16 protein-coding genes are annotated in these 17842 nt (G+C 68.6%); 9 read left to right on the top strand and 7 right to left on the bottom strand.

Translation table 11 applies throughout. The annotated features are described in order from the left end of the window. The first annotated feature begins 26 nt into the window (after positions 1–26). The 3 genes from gatA (at position 27) to gatB (ending at position 3457) form a co-directional block, all read left to right on the top strand. Complete coding sequence (gene gatA / locus BLQ49_RS04230; protein WP_091713572.1) at positions 27–1505, top strand: Asp-tRNA(Asn)/Glu-tRNA(Gln) amidotransferase subunit GatA; 1479 nt, start codon at positions 27–29, stop codon at positions 1503–1505. After that, positions 1502–1801: a hypothetical protein gene (locus BLQ49_RS04225; RefSeq protein ID WP_091713905.1), complete on the top strand. Its 300-nt coding sequence runs from the start codon at positions 1502–1504 to the stop codon at positions 1799–1801. The genes gatA and BLQ49_RS04225 overlap by 4 nt, the downstream gene beginning before the upstream one ends. A gap of 183 nt (positions 1802–1984) precedes the next feature. After that, positions 1985–3457 carry an Asp-tRNA(Asn)/Glu-tRNA(Gln) amidotransferase subunit GatB gene (gene gatB / locus BLQ49_RS04220; RefSeq protein WP_091713571.1) on the top strand — a complete coding sequence of 491 codons (1473 nt, stop codon included), beginning with the start codon at positions 1985–1987 and terminating at the stop codon, positions 3455–3457. 790 nt (positions 3458–4247) lie between these two features. On the opposite strand, the gene BLQ49_RS04215 is transcribed toward gatB, so the two are convergent. From BLQ49_RS04215 to BLQ49_RS04200, 4 genes are all read right to left on the bottom strand, one after another. Then, a complete protein-coding gene (locus BLQ49_RS04215; protein WP_091713569.1) occupies positions 4248–5303 on the bottom strand; it encodes an efflux RND transporter periplasmic adaptor subunit in 1056 nt (351 codons plus the stop codon). Continuing rightward, complete coding sequence (locus BLQ49_RS04210) at positions 5304–5498, bottom strand: DUF1656 domain-containing protein (RefSeq protein WP_091713567.1); 195 nt, start codon at positions 5496–5498, stop codon at positions 5304–5306. A gap of 33 nt (positions 5499–5531) precedes the next feature. Continuing rightward, positions 5532–7571, bottom strand: a complete 2040-nt coding sequence (locus tag BLQ49_RS04205) for an FUSC family protein (RefSeq protein WP_091713565.1) — start codon at positions 7569–7571, stop codon at positions 5532–5534. Positions 7572–7696: 125 nt separating this feature from the next. After that, positions 7697–8026 carry a hypothetical protein gene (locus BLQ49_RS04200; RefSeq protein ID WP_208859005.1) on the bottom strand — a complete coding sequence of 110 codons (330 nt, stop codon included), beginning with the start codon at positions 8024–8026 and terminating at the stop codon, positions 7697–7699. A 239-nt stretch (positions 8027–8265) separates the two neighbouring features. Here BLQ49_RS04200 and BLQ49_RS04195 point away from each other — a divergent pair, with 239 nt between their 5' ends. Then, a complete protein-coding gene (locus BLQ49_RS04195; protein ID WP_091713563.1) occupies positions 8266–8901 on the top strand; it encodes a glutathione S-transferase N-terminal domain-containing protein in 636 nt (211 codons plus the stop codon). Between the two features lie 7 nt (positions 8902–8908). On the opposite strand, the gene BLQ49_RS04190 is transcribed toward BLQ49_RS04195, so the two are convergent. After that, complete coding sequence (locus BLQ49_RS04190; protein WP_091713561.1) at positions 8909–9373, bottom strand: DUF2147 domain-containing protein; 465 nt, start codon at positions 9371–9373, stop codon at positions 8909–8911. Positions 9374–9638: 265 nt separating this feature from the next. Between BLQ49_RS04190 and ndk the strand changes: the two genes are divergently transcribed. Next, complete coding sequence (gene ndk, locus BLQ49_RS04185; protein ID WP_091713559.1) at positions 9639–10061, top strand: nucleoside-diphosphate kinase; 423 nt, start codon at positions 9639–9641, stop codon at positions 10059–10061. A 166-nt stretch (positions 10062–10227) separates the two neighbouring features. Beyond that, on the top strand, positions 10228–10593 hold the full coding sequence (locus BLQ49_RS04180; RefSeq protein WP_091713557.1) for a hypothetical protein: 366 nt from the start codon (positions 10228–10230) through the stop codon (positions 10591–10593). Between the two features lie 151 nt (positions 10594–10744). On the opposite strand, the gene purN is transcribed toward BLQ49_RS04180, so the two are convergent. Both purN and purM read right to left on the bottom strand, forming a co-directional pair. Further along, positions 10745–11395 (bottom strand): phosphoribosylglycinamide formyltransferase, encoded by a 651-nt coding sequence (gene purN / locus BLQ49_RS04175; RefSeq protein ID WP_091713555.1) that lies wholly within the window; start codon positions 11393–11395, stop codon positions 10745–10747. After that, on the bottom strand, positions 11395–12474 hold the full coding sequence (gene purM, locus BLQ49_RS04170; RefSeq protein ID WP_091713553.1) for a phosphoribosylformylglycinamidine cyclo-ligase: 1080 nt from the start codon (positions 12472–12474) through the stop codon (positions 11395–11397). The genes purN and purM overlap by 1 nt, the downstream gene beginning before the upstream one ends. Positions 12475–12604: 130 nt before the next feature. Here purM and BLQ49_RS04165 point away from each other — a divergent pair, with 130 nt between their 5' ends. The 3 genes from BLQ49_RS04165 (at position 12605) to ppx (ending at position 17841) form a co-directional block, all read left to right on the top strand. Next, positions 12605–13315: a P-loop NTPase family protein gene (locus tag BLQ49_RS04165; RefSeq protein WP_091713551.1), complete on the top strand. Its 711-nt coding sequence runs from the start codon at positions 12605–12607 to the stop codon at positions 13313–13315. 93 nt (positions 13316–13408) lie between these two features. Next, positions 13409–16015: an RNA degradosome polyphosphate kinase gene (locus BLQ49_RS04160; protein ID WP_091713549.1), complete on the top strand. Its 2607-nt coding sequence runs from the start codon at positions 13409–13411 to the stop codon at positions 16013–16015. A 284-nt stretch (positions 16016–16299) separates the two neighbouring features. After that, a complete protein-coding gene (gene ppx / locus BLQ49_RS04155; RefSeq protein WP_091713902.1) occupies positions 16300–17841 on the top strand; it encodes an exopolyphosphatase in 1542 nt (513 codons plus the stop codon). Position 17842 lies beyond the last annotated feature (1 nt).

Here is a 17842-nt window from a genome sequence, read left to right as displayed (position 1 = left end):
CCGCGGCGCGCGGGGACGGGAACAGCGTGAATCCGAACGAACTCACCCTGGCGGAGGCGCGCGACGCCCTCAAGGCGAAGCGGCTCTCGGCCCGCGAGCTGACGCAGGCGCATCTCGACGCGATGGAGAAGGCCCGCGCGCTGAACGCCTTCATCCGGGAGACGCCGGATCGCGCCCTGGCGATGGCGGACGCCTCAGACCAGAAGCTTGCGGCCGGTGAGGGCCGGCCGCTGGAGGGCATCCCGCTCGGCATCAAGGACCTGTTCTGCACCCACGGGGTGACCACGACGGCGGGCTCCAAGATCCTGCAGAATTTCGAGCCGCATTACGAATCGGCGGTCTCGGCCAATCTCTGGCGCAACGGTGCCGTGATGCTCGGCAAGCTGAACCTCGACGAGTTCGCCATGGGCTCGTCCAACGAGACCAGCGCCTTCGGCAACGTGGTCTCGCCCTGGCGGCGCAAGGGCTCGGACGCGGCGATCGTGCCCGGCGGCTCCTCGGGCGGGTCGGCCGCCGCGGTCGCGGCGCGCCTCTGCCTGGGCGCTACCGCCACCGATACCGGCGGCTCGATCCGCCAGCCCGCCGCCTTTACCGGCACGGTCGGGATCAAGCCGACCTACGGGCGTTGCTCGCGCTGGGGTACGGTGGCGTTCGCCTCGTCGCTGGATCAAGCCGGCCCGATCGCCCGCACGGTGCGCGATTGCGCGATCCTGCTGGGCTCCATGGCCGGGGCGGATGCCCGCGACACGACCTGCGCGGATCTTGCGGTGCCCGATTTTGAGGCGGCGGTCACCCGCGGCGTGAAGGGTCTGACCATCGGCATCCCGAAGGAGTACCGGGTCGACGGCATGCCGGCCGAGATCCAGAAGCTCTGGGATGAGGGCGCGGCGTGGCTGAAAGCGGCCGGCGCGACCATCAAGGAAATCTCGCTGCCGCACACCTCCTACGCGCTGCCGGCCTACTACATCGTGGCGCCGGCCGAGGCCTCCTCGAATCTCGCCCGCTACGACGGCGTGCGCTACGGCCTGCGGGTGCCCGGCAAGGATATCGCCGGGATGTACGAGAATACCCGCGCCGCCGGCTTCGGCCGCGAGGTGAAGCGTCGGATCATGATCGGCACCTACGTGCTCTCGGCCGGCTATTACGACGCCTATTACGTCCGCGCGCAGAAGATCCGCACGCTGATCAAGCGCGACTTCGAGGCTGCCTACGCGGACGGCGTCGACGCGATTCTCACGCCGGCCACCCCTTCGGCCGCCTTTGGCATCGGCGAGAAGGCCTCGGCCGACCCGGTGGAGATGTATCTCAACGACGTGTTCACCGTGACGGTGAATATGGCCGGCCTCCCGGGCATCGCGGTGCCGGCGGGGCTTGATGGTCAGGGGCTGCCGCTCGGCCTCCAGCTCATCGGCCGGCCCTTCGACGAGGAGACGCTGTTCGCGGTGGCCCAGGTGATTGAGGATTCGGCCGGACGGACCCAATTGCCCGAGCCGTGGTGGGCATGACCGTCCCGTATTACCCCTGGACGGTCTGGATCTGGGCTGGGTTCGACCCGGCGCTGATCGTGGTCGCGCTCTATCTCGGCTGGACTGCGAGCCAGTTCGGCAAGGTGTTCATCGCGGCGATCGCGGCCCTGGGCTTCTCGGTGCTGTTCTCCTACGCGGTGAGCGCGGCCGGCATCCCCTGGCCGGCCCCAGTGACCCATGACGGGCCGACCTTCTTCCCGGTCCGGGCCGTTGCGGCGTTGCTGTGGGCGATCGTCGGCTACGGCGCTCAGAAGGCGATCCGTCGCCGCGCTTGACCCTGCGGGTAGCGGCCTCCTAAGAAATCTTGTGCTCGACGCACGCGAAGGCTTTGCCGTCTTTGCGAGCGCAGCGAAGCAATCCAGTGACACCACGTCTGGAGGCCGCGCGCTTCCCTGGGTCGCTTCGCTGCGCTCGCGAAGACGGCGGGGCCTCGAATGCCAGCCGCCTCCGGACCGACCATGAACGCACCCGTCGACCCCAAGAAGCTGATCAAGGGCGGCCTCCACGATTGGGAGGTGATCGTCGGCATGGAGATCCATGCCCAGGTGTCGAGCCGGGCCAAGCTGTTCTCCGGCGCCTCCACCGAGTTCGGGGCCGAGCCGAACGATCACGTCTCGCTGGTCGATGCCGCGATGCCGGGCATGCTGCCGGTGATCAATGCCGAATGCGTCGCTCAAGCCGTGCGCACCGGCCTCGGCCTGAAGGCACAGATCAACCTGCGCTCGGTGTTCGACCGGAAAAACTACTTCTACCCGGATCTGCCGCAGGGCTACCAGATCTCGCAGTACAAAGACCCGATCGTCGGCGAGGGCGAGGTGCTGGTCGACATGGCCGACGGAACGTCGATCACCGTCGGCATCGAGCGCCTGCACCTGGAGCAGGATGCCGGCAAGTCCCTGCACGACCAGGACCCGACCCGCAGCTTCGTCGACCTCAACCGCTCGGGCGTGGCGCTGATGGAGATCGTCTCCCGGCCGGACCTGCGCTCGTCCGAGGAGGCGAAGGCCTACGTCACGAAGCTCCGCACGATCCTGCGCTACCTCGGCACCTGCGACGGTGACATGGAGAAGGGTAGCTTGCGCGCCGACGTGAACGTCTCGGTGCGCCGCCCCGGCGAGCCGCTCGGCACCCGCTGCGAGATCAAGAACGTCAATTCGATCCGCTTCATCGGGCAGGCGATCGAGACCGAGGCGCGGCGCCAGATCGCGATCCTGGAGGATGGCGGGACGATTGATCAGGAGACCCGCCTGTTCGACCCGACCAAGGGCGAGACGCGCTCGATGCGCTCCAAGGAGGAGGCGCACGATTACCGCTACTTCCCCGATCCGGACCTGCTGCCGCTCGAATTCGATCAGGCCTTCGTCGACTCGCTGGCCGAAGGGTTGCCGGAGCTGCCGGACGCCAAGAAGGCCCGGTTCGTGACCGATTACGGCCTGTCGCCCTACGATGCCGGCGTGCTGATCGCCGAGCGGGCCTCCGCCGACTATTACGAGGCGGTCGCCAAGGGCCGGGACGGCAAGGCCGCAGCCAACTGGGTGATCAACGAGCTGTTCGGCCGCCTCAACAAGGAAGGCCTGTCGATCGAGGCGAGCCCGGTCTCGGCGACCCAGCTCGGGGCGATCATCGACCTGATCGGCGAGGGCGTGATCTCGGGCAAGATCGCCAAGGACCTGTTCGAGATCGTCTGGACCGAGGGCGGCGATCCGCGCGCCCTGGTCGAGAGCCGCGGCATGAAGCAGGTGACGGATACCGGCGCCATCGAGAAGGCGGTGGACGAGATCATCGCCGCCAATCCCGACAAGGTCGCTCAGGCCAAGGAGAAGCCGACCCTGCTTGGCTGGTTCGTCGGCCAGACCATGAAGGCGACGGGCGGCAAGGCGAACCCGGCCGCGGTGAACGCACTGCTGAAGGCGAAGCTCGGGATCGAGTAACGGCGCATTCGCCCCTGAGGATCGGCATCGCCGTCCTCGCGGGCGCAGCGATGCAATGCCGTGACGCGCCACACCTGCCGGTGTCGTGCCGCCCTGGGTCGCTTGGCTGCGCGCGAGGACGGAACGGAGCGCTTCGGCGCGAGACTGTCATCGCGTGACGACAAAATCCCGCCGCGGCGCCGCCGGGCAGGTGCGAGCCTTCAGATCTTTCGAAAAGAAACCGCGGCGGAACGGCTCAAGTCGGGGCCTTTCGCGCATTCGAAGGCGTGCCGTGTCGGCCGCTTCTGCGCCCCTGGAGCCGCTTCCGTCCGGCTGTCCGTCTAATGCCGCTGAGCTACGGGCCGAACCGATCCCGGAACCGTCTAGGCGGCGTTTCGCTGCGGTGGAGTCATCCCTGTCTCCTCCAGCTTCGACCAATCGCAACCGTTGCGAAACCTGATCCTTTCAAGGTTTCCGGCCGATCCGTGCCTGCATTCGCGAAGCACAGGAGGAGACTGCGCCCGTCGCCACGAGCCGTCAACTGGCAATTTTCCGGCAAAAAGCTTTTTCGGGGCCGCCGGCGTCGCGGCGCGATGCAAAGTGAGATCGGTCAAACACTTGGATCGATCCTGCGGCACCGCGGAAACTTCACTGGCGCCCCAACGGATTGTCGCCCTCCCTATCGTCCTTGATCAGTAAGCGGATGCCCTGATCGGACGACGCGTCCGTGTCGCCGCACTGGTCGACGCTGTGAGCCGTCTCGGCGAGGGCCAACACGGCGAACCGGTCCAAAGTCACGTCGGGGGTGCGATCAGCGCCGGTCCGCCTCGATGGTGGGCGCGGTGGTCGCGTGCGTCAGGGCCGAGACGCGCGCGCGCAGGTCCATGAACCACGATGGGGCGGGGGCACGGCCGCCGTTGACCACCACGGTTGCCGTCATGCCGGCGATCAGCGGGATCTCCGGCGGAACATGATCGATGTGGATCCGGACGGGAACGCGCTGCGCCAGACGCACCCAGGTGTAGACCGGGTTGACGTCCGGCAGGCCCTGCGTGCTGGCCGCGGCGTTCGCCGTCGCGATACCGAGGGTAATGCTGGCCACTGTCCCGGTGAGGCGCGGATCGAATCCCATCAGCTTGACGTCGGCTCGATCGCCGACATGGATGTTGGGCATCTTGGTTTCCTCGAAGTAGCCGTCGATCCAGTACGAATCGGTATCGACCACGCTGATGTTCGAGGTTCCTGTCCGGGCGTAGTCGCCGACCCGCATCAGCAGGTTGGTGACGCGGCCGTTGACGGTGGATTTCACCTGCGTGCGTTCGAGGTTGATCTTGGCTTGGCGCAGCTGCGCCTGCGCACTCTCGAGGGCAGCCTGGGCGATCTTGGCCTGACCGGCATATTGCTGCTTCTCCTCGACCGAGGTCGAGACCGTGGTGAGCGCCTGCCGCCGAGCCGATTGAGCGTTCTTCACCTGCAGGTCGGCTTCCCGGTTCTTCACTTCGGCATCCGCCGACGTGACCGAGACCTCGAAATCGACCGGGTCGATGACGTAGAGCACGTCGCCCTTGCGGACGTTTTGGTTGTCGTGGACCCGCACCTCAACGATCTGGCCGGCGACCTGCGGCGCGATGTTGGCAACCTGCACCCGAACCGTCCCATCCCGCGTCCAGGGCGCTGCGACGTAGAATTCCCAGACATAGGCCGCCGCCCCGAAGGCGAGGAGCAAAATCACGCCGGTGGCGGCCAAGCGGACGATCTTGGCGCCCCGGCCGCGGCGCGGGACGAGCGGCAGGGGATCGGCGTGATCGGTCGTCCCGGCGCGCTGGGCGGTCTTGGGATCGTCCTCGTCGGCGGTCGTTTCGGGCATTCAGATCAACGCGATGAGGAGGGCAAGAACACAGACGTAGATCCCGGCCTCGGCTAGCGGGGCATTGGCGACGTAGCGGCTGAAGCGGATGCGGGCGAACACCCGGCGCAGCAGCAGGAGAATGACGAACGCGGCCAACGCGTACGCGACGAACGAAGAGATCAGAACTCCCCCGATATGAATGTCTTCGTACATAATCGCCTTGTGAAGACCTAACGTGGGGTACGGCTAACTTGAAGCGACGACGAGACGATGGAAGAATTTTCGGTGTCGGGCGAGGGTTCGCGACGCCGTGACGAGATCGCTGGCGGCCCGCGCCGTGATCAGGCGCACGGTGCGATCCCGCCCGGATGCCGCGCGGACAAGGTCCCGGGCAGCCGTTTCGAGGACGCGATCGTCGGCCGCTGCCAGCCCGCTCCGGGCCCGTCCAATCGCATCGCGCAGGGTCGTCACGGACCAGAGGCGGCGCAGTTCGGCATGGGCCCGGGCTGCAGCCGCCTCCAGCCGCGCGAGCGCGAAGGCGTGCGCGAGGCTGGCCCGTCGCACCGCGCCGCTTCCGGAGCTGTAGCTGGCGAATTGAAACAGCCGGTCGGCGTTCAGGCTGGTGCGCGTGGTCGCGTCACCGCCCTCGCCGACGAGCGCGTCCGCCAGGGCCCGGCGCGCGGAATCGAGGGCAAAGACACGCTGCTGCGCGGGCGTCACCGGGATCAGGACGCGGACGACGATCGACAGGATGATGGCGGAGACCACGACGAGGAATGCGTTCAGGAGGAAAGTTTGGGCATCGTAGGTCTGCGGATTCGCTGGGCCGAGCAACACCGGGAAAAACACGATCAGGATGAAGCCGATGCCGAAGGTTTTTGGGTTCAGCGACAGGAAGCAGCCGAAGAAGATCACCGGCGCCATCACCAGGGCGAGGATCGGGAAACCCTGAACCCCGATCAGGAACCCGTATCGGGCGATACAGGCGAAGCTTGCGGCCAAGCTCATCCCGATGACGACGCCGGTGGCGAATTTTTTGGGATCGGGCGTCGTCGAGGACAATGCCGCGGTCGCCGCCACCTGAACCAGGGCGAACGACGCCTGGGGTAGGCCCAGCGCCACGAAGATCGCGGCCGTCGCGGCGAAGCCCAGGGCCACCCGAAGGGCGCCGCGCAGGGCCACGGGGAAATCCCGGTGGGTCGGCAGAGTGGCGTCGCGCAACGGCGCATGGCCATCGGCGACCGCGTTGATTCCGTCCTGCGCGAAGGTCGCCGCGCAGACGAAATCGAGGGCGCGCTGAAGCACCACCACCTCGTCCAGGGGCCGGTGACCGTCCCGGATCGCCGCGTCCACGAGGTCGCGCAGACGCTCGTCATCGCGCTCGAGCGCGTCCGGGTCGGGCGCGTCGGATACCCGGCGACAGATCGCCATCGCCTCGGCGACCGCGGGGCTTGGATTCCGGAGATGGGCGGCGGCGGCCCCCACAGTCCGGATCGATGCCGCCATGACGTAGAGGGCGGCGATGCAGCTGCGTGCGCCCGCCGCGCGGAACGGGCCGTCATCGAGCTCCCCCGCGATGGCGCTGGCATCGGCCCGCATCGGTGCGATGGTCCGGATCAGCGCGGCGGTGCGGGTCGCGCCGAGATCGCCCTCCGCCAGGGTCTCGCGGGCATAGAGGCGCGTCCCGTCCCAAGCCTTACGGAGTTGCGGAAGCAGCGCCCGCCACGTGTCGGGAGAGGCGAGGGCGTCGTTGATGAAGGTGATCGCCACGATCCCGAGGACGATGACGGCGACGCGCGACACGGCCGCGTCGAAGGCGCCCTGCGGATCGTCGATCTGGCCCAGCGCGATGATGGCGACGGTGTAGCCCGAGAGCATGGCACCGTAGGCGCGGGTGTCCTGCAAGTATTGCGCAACGAAGACGCACAAGCCGAGCCAGACAGAGAAGGAGACGAACAGCAGGACACGGTCCTGCCCGAACAAGGCCACGACCAAGATCGACACCGCAGCGCCGATCAATGTGCCGAGCAGGCGGTAGACCGCCTTCGAGAGGGCCTGCCCGCGCTTCGGCTGGGCGAGGATCGCCACGCAGGTGGCGGCCGAGGAGGCGCTGTCGAGCTGCAACCAGAAGGCCGCGCCCAGCGCCAGCATCATTGCGGTCCAGATGCGCAGGGCGAACGCCCAGGCCGCCGGCTTGGGCACCCAGGCGTCGAGAAACCCGATCAGCCGGTCGGTGATTGAAGCCCGAGCCGGGTCCGGGTTGGCGGTGACCGCGCCGTCAGCCATGCCGAACCCGGCGGCGTGCGGCCCTCGCAGTCCTGGAGGCTCGCCCTCGCTCCATCCCCCGTGCCCCTGGTAATCCGCGATCCCGGCGATAGGAACAAACGAGACGCGTCGTAGTTCGCGGCGTCCTAGGCCTTGTCGCCGCCCTTCAGGCGCTTGTTGCACTTGCTCCAGTACTGGGGCCATTTCGGCCCCTGAGCGGTCTTCTGCGCGTCGGTGAGCGCACGCCACTCGGCGCCGCAGGTCTTCTGGCGGCTGCGTGCGGCAGTCTGGCCTGGGCTCAGTTCCTTCGCGGTCGGGGTGCTCGGCGCCGCGGCCGGCGCTTCGGGCGCGGTGGGTGCCTTGGCGAGCAAGTCCTTGGCGGGCAAGTCCTTGGCGAGGCCAAGCTGCACGGCGGACAGCTGCACGGCGAATAGCGGCACGGCCAGAGCCGCGATCCTGACAAACCGGTCGATCATCGCTCAAATCCCCCCGAGGCACAGCTGCGCCTCGGCTGGAGTTTCGCAGGCAGCCGGTGCGAGCGGCAAGGGCGTCGTGCGATCTGCCAACAGGCGCCGGGGCCAATCCCCGGATTCACGGGCCGCGCCTCGGCGTCGCCCTTGAGCGCGGCCAGGAAATCGTCTTCACTGCGGGGGTTGTCCGAACTCGGCGGAGGGGCACTGCGCCGCTGAGAGTTCGGTCGAGGAGCAGGCAGAGCATGGCAGCGGTGTCGGGGCGTCCGATCGACGTCCATACCTGGAGCACGCCGAACGGCTGGAAGATTCCGATCATGCTGGAGGAGTGCGGACTTCCCTACAGGATCGTTCCGGTGGACATCGCCAAGAACGAGCAGTTCGCCCCCGACTTCCTGGCCATCTCACCCAACAACAAGATCCCCGCCATCGTCGATCCCGACGGGCCAGACGGGCAACCGATCTCCGTGTTCGAGTCAGGCGCGATTCTGCAATATCTCGGGCGGAAGACCGGGCAGTTCTATCCGGAGGACGAACGGGCCCGCGTCCTCGTGGATCAATGGCTGTTCTGGCAAGTGGCGGGTTTCGGGCCGATGCTCGGGCAGACCCACCACTTCAAGATCTACGCCCCCGAGAAGGTCCCATACGCGATCGAGCGATTCACGACCGAGGCGAAGCGCCTGTACGGGGTATTGGAACGCCGCCTCGAAGGCCGCGCCTATCTCGCCGACACGTACTCCATCGCTGATATCGCGACGGTCACCTGGGCCAAACTCAACTTCAAGCAGGGCGTCGAGATCAACACCCTGCCGAATGTCGCGCGCTGGCTGGAGACGGTTCTAGCAAGGCCGGCTGTTCAGCGCGGCCTCGCGGCGATCTGACCGTTTCCTAGTTCTTGTTGGCAGCCTGCTGATTCACGTCCGGAACCCGCGTCCAGGTCTGAGAACCGCACAGCACCCGAAGCATGCAGCCGGAAACGCTCAGTTCCGCCTCGCTCTCGCGCTCGAGGCTGACCGTATAGATCTTGCCCTCCTCGATATTGTAGATCTCGCCCGTATACTTCTCCTCGTCGGGCTTCAACCCGTCGATCAGCTGAAGGCCCATGACCGGACGGGCACGCTTCTTCGGATCGGGGTTCTTGAGATCCGTGCGCGGCGTGCCGGACTCGGTGGTCGGCACCTTGAGCCACACGACCTTACCGCAGACCAGCTTCTGGCCGGGGCCGCATCGGTCGATCCGGATCTTGGCGCGGCCATCTCCGGTGAGCCAGGTGCCGGACGGATCCTTAGCCGTGTCGGCGGCGGCAGCCGAGACGCCGGCGAGAAGCAGAGCGGCGCTGAAAGCGAGGCGCATTGTTCGTCTCCGGGATAGGGGCATCGTAGATGCCCGGGGGTGGACGACGTCGATGGATCGGACTGAGCCGCCGCAATCGGGCGATTTTTCGGCGGTGTTGCGGCAGGGCCACGGCCGCGCTTGCCGCAACGGATCTCCCTCCGCGGCTTGAGACCCCGTAGGCCGGAAGCTATAAGCCCGGCGCTGAAGCGAAATTCTCGCTCACAAGGCGCGCCCGGCATCTTGGCGCGCCGCACGCCTTTTCCACAGACGGACCGGACGCATCATGGCCACCGAGCGCACCTTCTCGATCCTCAAGCCCGACGCCACGCGCCGGAACCTCACGGGCGCCGTCAACGCGGTGATCGAGGAGGCCGGCCTGCGCATCGTCGGCCAGCGCCGCATCCGCATGAGCCAGGCGCAGGCGGAAAAGTTCTACGAGGTGCACAAGGAGCGCCCGTTCTTCGGCGAGCTCGTCAGCTTCATGACCTCCGGCCCGGTGGTGGTCCAGGTTCTGGAGGGCGAGAACGCCGTGGCCAAGTACCGTGAGGTCATGGGCGCCACGAACCCGGCCCAGGCCGCCGAGGGCACGATCCGCAAGAAGTTCGCCGAGTCGGTCGGCGAGAACACCGTCCACGGCTCGGACAGCGCCGACAACGCCAAGATCGAGATCGCTCAGTTCTTCCAGGATTCCGACATCGTCGGCTGATGCGCGCAGCGGTGGCGGACCGGGCACACCGGGCCGCCATCGTTCCGTCGCGCGCTTGGCAGCGCGGTGAATGCCGCCCTGTGTGTCCGGCCCGCCATTGACGGACGGGAGCCCGGGAGCGTCCAACGGCCGAGCTTAGCCAACTTCAGCCCGGACACTGACCCCCATGACGATGCGCCGCCTGCCCCTGCTGATCGCGACCGGTCTCCTCGCCCTCGGCGCGACCGCCGCCCTCGCGGGCGGATCCCCGGCCCCGTTCCAGCAATACGAGCCGGATCCGGCGCTCAAGACCGCCACCAAGGCGAATCTCGAAGGCCGCGTGCGCCACGCCTGCACAATCGTCCAGGCGCGCATGACCAGCGCCACCGAGGCGTCCCTGGAGCGCCCCTGCGGCTGCTACGCCCGCCAGACCCTGCGCAGCCTCGACGAGTCCGAGATCGAGGCTTACCGCGCCACCGGTTATTTCAACGATTCCGCCCGCGCCAAGGCGCTCTCGGCGCTGGATAGCTGCAAGCTGCAGCGGCCGGTCTGAGGACGGCCTGAACGGCTACTGGGACCGCCACCGCGTCTTTGCGAGCGGAGCGAAGCAACCTAGGGCAGCGGAACATCGGTGAGTGTTGCGGAGCTGGATTGCTTCGCTCCGCTCGCAAAGACGTCGCCCGCCCGAGCTATCGCAGAGCCAGCTACAGGCTGAACAGCACGCCCTCCGGGGCCTGCTCGGTGATAACGACGCGCTCGCCCTCCAGGCGGGCGCGGCCGCCCGCCACGAGGGCGAGGACGGCCGGGTAGAGGCGCCGCTCCTGCACGATCACGCGATCCGCGAGGCTGTCGGGATCATCGTCCTGTCGGACCGGGATCGCGGCCTGCGCGACGATCGGGCCGGCATCGAGTTCCGGCACCACGAAGTGGACGGTGCAGCCGTGCAGGCGCACGCCCGCCTCAAGCGCCTGCCGGTGCGTATGCGTGCCCTTGAACAGGGGCAGCAGGGAGGGATGGATGTTGATCATCCGCCCCGCCCAGCCGGCGACGAATTCGGGCGTCAGAATCCGCATGAAGCCCGCGAGGCATACCAGCTCGACGGAAGCGGCTCGGAGTTCGGCGTCGAGAGCGGCGTCGAAGCTGGCGCGGTCCGGAAAGGCCGTGTGGTCGATGATCCGCGTCGGGATGCCAGCCTCCGCGGCCCGGGCGAGGCCCGCCGCGTCCGGCCGGTTCGACAGGACGAGCACGATCTCGGCCGGGTAGGCCGGGTCCCGCGCTGCCTCAAGCAGCGCCACCATGTTCGAGCCGCGCCCCGAGATCAGGATCGCGACCCGCATCTTCCCCGTGGCCGCCATCAGAGGGCGAGGCGCCCGCTGAAGGTCACAGGCTCAGAGCCCCGCTCTGTGATGCGGCCGAGGCGCACCGGTGTCTCGCCGGCCCGGGTCAGGGCCTCGTCGACGTCGTCCACCGCGTCGGCGGCGGCGATCACCACCATGCCGATTCCGCAATTGAAGGTGCGCAGCATCTCGGGCTCCGCGACGCCGCCCTCCCGGGCGAGCCAGCCGAACACCGGCGGCGGGGTCACGGCATCGAGGTCGATCGTGATGCCGACATCGTCCGGCAGGACCCGGGGCAGGTTGTCTGGGAAGCCGCCGCCGGTGATGTGGGCCAGCGCCCGGATGCCGTCCGTGGCGGCGAGCGCCGCCAGCAGGGGCTTCACGTAGATCCGGGTCGGCGTCAGCAGCGCCTCGCCGAGGCTCATCTCCGGCGCGAAGGGCGCGGGCGCATCCCAGCCGAGGCCGGTCTTGGCCACGATCCGGCGGACCAGCGAGAAGCCGTTCGAATGGACGCCGGAGGAGGGGAGGCCAAGCACCACGTCGCCCGGCCGGATTCCCGGGCGCGGCAGCAGGCTGCCCCGCTCGGCGGCGCCGACCGAGAATCCGGCCAGATCGTAATCCGATCCGTCGTAGAGGCCCGGCATCTCGGCGGTCTCGCCGCCGATCAGCGCGCAGCCGGCCTGCTGGCAGCCCTCCGCGATGCCGCGCACGATGTCGGCGCCGACGCCGGGCACCAGCTTGCCGGTCGCGTAATAGTCGAGGAAGAACAGCGGCTCGGCGCCCTGGACGATGATGTCGTTCACGCACATCGCCACGAGGTCGATGCCGATCGTGGCGTGCCGCCCGGTCTCGATGGCGATCTTGACCTTGGTGCCGACGCCGTCATTGGCCGCCACCAGGATCGGATCGCGGAACCCCGCGGCCTTCAGATCGAACAGGCCGCCGAAGCCGCCGATCTCGGCGTCGGCCCCGGGGCGCCGAGTCGAGCGCACCAGCGGCTTGATTGTCTCGACCATCGCGTTGCCGGCGTCGATATCGACACCCGCCGCCGCGTAGGTCAGCCCCGTCGTCGGCTCCTTGCCGTCCCTGGCCGTCATGCCCGCGCCACCTCGGTGATTGATGGGCTCGCTCTAGCGGCTAACCGCGCATTGCGCGAGTCGGCGCCGGATCGCTCCGACAGCGGATCGGGCCTTGACCTACGCCGATGCGGGGTGATCCTGAGTAACCATGCCCGAGAATGCGCCCCCCCGGCAGCTGGCCTTCGACCTGCCGCTCGATCCCCGCTACGGCCGCGAGGACTTCCTCGTGGGTCCGGCCAACGAGGCCGCTTACGCGCTGATCGAGGCGTGGCCGGACTGGCCCGACAGCGTGCTGGTGCTCACCGGCCCGCCCGGGAGCGGCAAGAGCCACCTCGCGGCGATCTGGGCCGAGCGCGCCCATGCCTGGACCGTCCCGGCCGCCGACATCAACGCCGACGCGGTTCAGCACCTCGTCTCGAACGGCGCGCTCGTGATCGAGGATATCGACCGCGCGCAGAGCCGGGACGAGGCGGCCCTGTTCCACCTTCTCAACCGAGCGCGCGAACTCGGCTGCCCGCTGCTTCTGACAAGCGGCACAGGCATCGACGCCCTCGGCCTGGCGACGCCTGACCTGCGCTCGCGCCTGCGCCTCGCCCCCGGGATCGCCATCGAGGCGCCGGACGATGCCTTGCTGCGGGCCGTGCTGGTGAAACTGTTCGTCGATCGCCAATTGGTGGTCGATCTGAGCGTCATCGATTCGCTGGCCCTTAGGATCGACCGCTCCCTGGGGCGTGCCCGGGACGTCGTGGCCGAACTCGACCGCGACGCGTTGGGTCGGCAGAGGCGGATCAGCCGGCCGCTCGCCCTCGCGGTCCTGCGCCGCATGGGCTTCGACGACGAGGGCGAGCCGAGCGGCTGATAGCTGAATCGCGCAGCGTCATGAAACTGTTGTGATGCCTCGCAGTGTACATTGTAGAACACGCCACGCAGCGACGAGGAGCAGGACCCCCGAATGGATTCGACGCAGAAGCCCGTGGAACGCGAAGCCGCCGATGAGGCCGCGGAGCCCCGTCGGCCTTCGGCGGCCAATCCCATCTCCCGGCGCGCTCCGGCCGCCCGGCGCTCGCCAGCCGCCACGGCGCCGGGCGCCACGTCGGATGCGGCCGCCGCACCGGTTGCACAGCCCAGGCCGGCCGTAACCCGCGCCCGGACCGCCGCGCCGCCGGCGGCGAACGGCCCCGCGGAGGCACCACCGACAGCCAGCGCGCCGGTTGCGCAGCCCAGGCCAAGTGGAAGCCGCGCCCGGACCGCAGCCGCCACCCAGACTGCCGCGGCGACCGGCCCCGCGGAAGCGCCGCCGACGGTCAGCGCGCCGGCGGCCACTGCAGCCGCCATCCCGGACACGACCGATGAATGGCCGGCCCTCGCCGAGCCCGAGGAGCCCCGGGCGGATGCGGCGCGGGAGACCGTGCTTGAAGCCGGGCGCGGCCTGCGGCACACGCCGGAGCGGTTCGTAAATCGCGAATTGTCCTGGCTGCAGTTCAACCGGCGCGTGCTGGAAGAGGCGTCGAACCCCAACCACCCGCTACTGGAACGCCTGCGCTTCCTCTCGATCTCGGCAAACAACCTCGACGAGTTCTTCATGGTCCGCGTGGCCGGCCTGATCGATCAGGTGCGTGCCGGCCTCACAGTCCCGTCCCAGGATGGCCTGTCGCCCTCCGAGCAGCTGGTGCGGATCGGTGCGGAGGTCTCTCGTCTCGCCGCCGACCAGCAGGCCCGCTGGCGCGAGCTGCGCGAGGAGCTGCACGCCTCCGATATCGACATTGTCGAGCCCGCCGCGCTCACCGCCGAGCAGGCGACGTGGCTGGAGGATTACTTCCTCACCCACATCTTCCCGGTGCTGACGCCGCTCGCGATCGATCCGGCCCACCCGTTCCCGTTCATCCCGAATCTCGGCACAACGATCGCGCTGACGCTCGTGCGGCCGAAGGACGGTCGGATTCTGCGCGCCCTGATTCGCCTGCCCGGCGTCATCGACCGGTTCGTCCGCCTGCCGGTGAGCGACAACGAGACGGCGGCGCACCTGATCCCGATCGAACAGGTCATCGGGATGTTCACGGGTCGCCTGTTCCCCGGCTATCTCGTGAAGAGCAGCGGTGCCTTCCGGGTCGTGCGCGATTCGGATCTCGAAATCGAGGAGGAGGCGGAGGATCTCGTTCTCCACTTCGAGACAGCGCTCAAGCAGCGCCGGCGCGGTGTCGTGATCCGCCTCGAGGTCGAGGCCGGGATGACGGAGGATCTGCGTGGTTTCGTGGCCGACGAGCTGGAGATCGCCCCGGACGCGATCTTCCTCGTGGAAGGCATGCTGGCCCTCAACGAGCTGTCCCAGGTGGTCGGGATCGACCGGCCGGACCTGAAGTTCAAGCCCTACAACCCGCGCTTCCCGGAGCGTATCCGCGAGAGCGGCGGCGACGTGTTCGCGGCGATCCGGCAGAAGGACTTCATCGTCCACCACCCCTACGAGTCCTTCGACTCCGTGGTGCAGTTCCTGGCCCAGGCGGCCCGCGATCCGAACGTGGTGGCGATCAAGCAGACGCTCTACCGCACCTCATCGAACTCGCCGATCGTGGCGGCCCTGGCGGAGGCGGCCGAGCTCGGCAAGTCGGTCACCGCGCTCGTGGAGCTGAAGGCCCGCTTCGACGAGGAGGCGAATATCCGCTGGGCGCGCAACCTGGAGAAGGCCGGCGCGCAGGTGGTGTTCGGATTCGTGGAGCTGAAGACCCACGCCAAGCTGTCACTGGTGGTCCGGCGCGAGGGCGACAAGCTCGTCACCTACTGCCATGTCGGCACCGGCAACTACCACCCGATCACGGCGCGCGTTTACACGGACCTGTCGTTCTTCACGGCGGATCCGGCGATCGCCCGGGACGTGTCGCGGATCTTCAACTTCATCACCGGCTACGCGGAGCCAGCCGAGCTGGAGCGCATGGCGGTCTCACCGCTGACGGCGAAGAACAAGCTCCTCGAGCACATCGAGGCCGAGGTCGCCCACGCGAAGGCCGGCCGCCCGGCGGCGATCTGGATCAAGTGCAATTCGCTGGTCGATGCCCAGATCATCGACGCGCTCTACGACGCCTCGGAGGCCGGCGTTCAGATCGATTGCGTGGTGCGCGGCATCTGCTGCCTGCGGCCCGGCATCCCGGGCCTGTCGGAGACGATCCGGGTGAAGTCGATCGTCGGGCGCTTCCTGGAGCACGGGCGCATCTACGCCTTCGGCAACGGCGTCGGGCTGCCCCATCCCAAGGCCACGGTCTACATCTCGTCGGCCGACCTGATGAGCCGGAACCTCGACCGGCGCGTCGAGGCGCTGCTGCCGATCACCAACCCGACGGTGCATCAGCAGGTGCTCGACCAGATCATGCTGGCCAACCTCCTCGACAATCGCCAGAGTTGGCGGCTGCTCGCCTCCGGTGGCTGCGAGCGGATCCAGCCGGCGGACGGAGAGGAACCGTTTAACGCGCACAAATATTTCATGACGAACCCGAGTCTCTCGGGCCGCGGCAAAGCCTCGAAGAAGTCGAGTCCCCGTGCGCTGAGCCGCCGGGCGCAGCGCGCCTAGATCTCCGACCAATGCGCCGGAGGCTCGACAGGTTTCGGACGGGCGCGCTGCGGTTCTGCGTGAGGAACTTGCGCACGCTCAAAGAACTGCGCAAAGGAAGCAGCCGTCCGCCGACGCAACGCCATGTGGTTTCCGCGTCGCCACCATGGCTACCCGTCCGGCAGCCGGGCAACGACATCCGGGATCTGGAGCCGATTTCGGTCGCCGCGCGACCGACCACGGCCCCGGATCGCACGGGCGCTGCGATCATCGAGCCCGCCACGCTCAACCAAGGACCTGGACGCTTGGGCAGTTCTCGCGCCAATCTCTTCCTCGCGCACCATGCGGAGCAGCCCGTGCACGCCGCGCAATCGCCGGTCGCCATCATCGACATCGGCTCGAATTCGGTCCGCCTCGTCGCCTACGACGGCCTGACCCGGGCGCCGACGCCGCTCTACAACGAGAAGGTCCTGTGCGGCCTGGGCCGCAACGTCCTGACCACGGGCCGGCTGAATGAGGAGGCGGTGGCGCGGGCTCTCACCGCGCTCGCCCGTTTCCGGGTGCTGTGCGAGACGATGCGGGTGGGGCGGGTCTTCGTGCTGGCCACCGCGGCAGCCCGCGACGCGGAGAACGGCCCCGACTTCCTGCGCGCCGCGGAGGCGGCCTGCGGCCAGGAGATCCAGCTGCTCTCGGGCCGGCGCGAGGCGGAACTCTCGGCGATGGGCGTCATCTCGGGTTTCCACGCGCCGGACGGCGTGGTGGGCGATATGGGCGGCGGGTCGCTCGAACTCGTCGATGTCCGCGGCACCGTGGTCGGCCAGGGCGTGACCATGCCGCTCGGCGGCCTTGCCCTCCAAGACCTCTCCGGCGGCTCGGTAAAGAAGGCCGCCAAGATCGCGCGCGAGCACATGCGCAAGGCCGTGCCGCAGCTCGAAACGCTGCGCGGGCGGACCTTCTACGCGGTCGGCGGCACGTGGCGGGCGCTGGCGCGGCTGCACATGGCCGCCCGCGGCTACCCGGTCCACGTGATGCACGGCTACACGGTTGAGCCGAACGACGAATTGACCTTCCTGCAACTCGTGGAGCAGACCGACGTCGCCCTGCTTCAGGACGTCGATGCGATCTCGGAAGCGCGGCGCCCGCTCCTCGCCTACGGCGCGGTGGTGCTGGAGGAGATCATCCGGGTCGGCCGCCCGCGCGAGGTCGCCATCTCGGCCTCCGGCGTCCGGGAGGGCCTGCTGTTCGAGCAGCTCGACCGCGACGCCCGGCTGATCGACCCGCTGCTCGCCTCGGCGGCGGAATTCAACACCCTGCGCTCCCGCTCGGCCCGGCACGGCGAGGAACTGATTGCCTGGACAGACCGGTTCGTGGCGACCCTCGACGGTCACGAGACCGCCGACGAGCGCCGCCTGCGCCACGCGGGCTGCCTGCTCTCGGATGTCGGCTGGCGGGCCCATCCCGATTACCGCGACGAGCAGAGCATCGCGGTGATCCAGAACGCGGCCTTCGTGGGCGTCGATCACCCGGGACGGGCGTATCTCGCCCTGGCAGTGTCGCTGCGGCACACGGGGCTCGCGCCCGAGAAGGCCAATCCGGTCCTGCGCGGCGTCGCGGGCCCGCGCCTGTTCGAGCGGGCGCGGCTCCTCGGGGGACTGCTGCGCATCGCCTTCCCGATCTCGGCTGGCATGGACGGGGCTCTCGGCCGTGCGCCGCTCACCGTCGAGGACGGGCGCGTCACCCTGCGGCTGCCGCGGGACTGGCAACCGCTTAGCGGCGACCGCTTGCTGAACCGCGTCCGCGGTCTCGGTCGGGTCGTCGGCCTCGACGGGCGAGTCGAGATCGGCTGAA

Source organism: Methylobacterium phyllostachyos, from assembly GCF_900103445.1.
Classification (GTDB): Bacteria; Pseudomonadota; Alphaproteobacteria; order Rhizobiales; family Beijerinckiaceae; genus Methylobacterium; species Methylobacterium phyllostachyos.
This window is presented reverse-complemented; position numbering and strand designations above follow the sequence as displayed.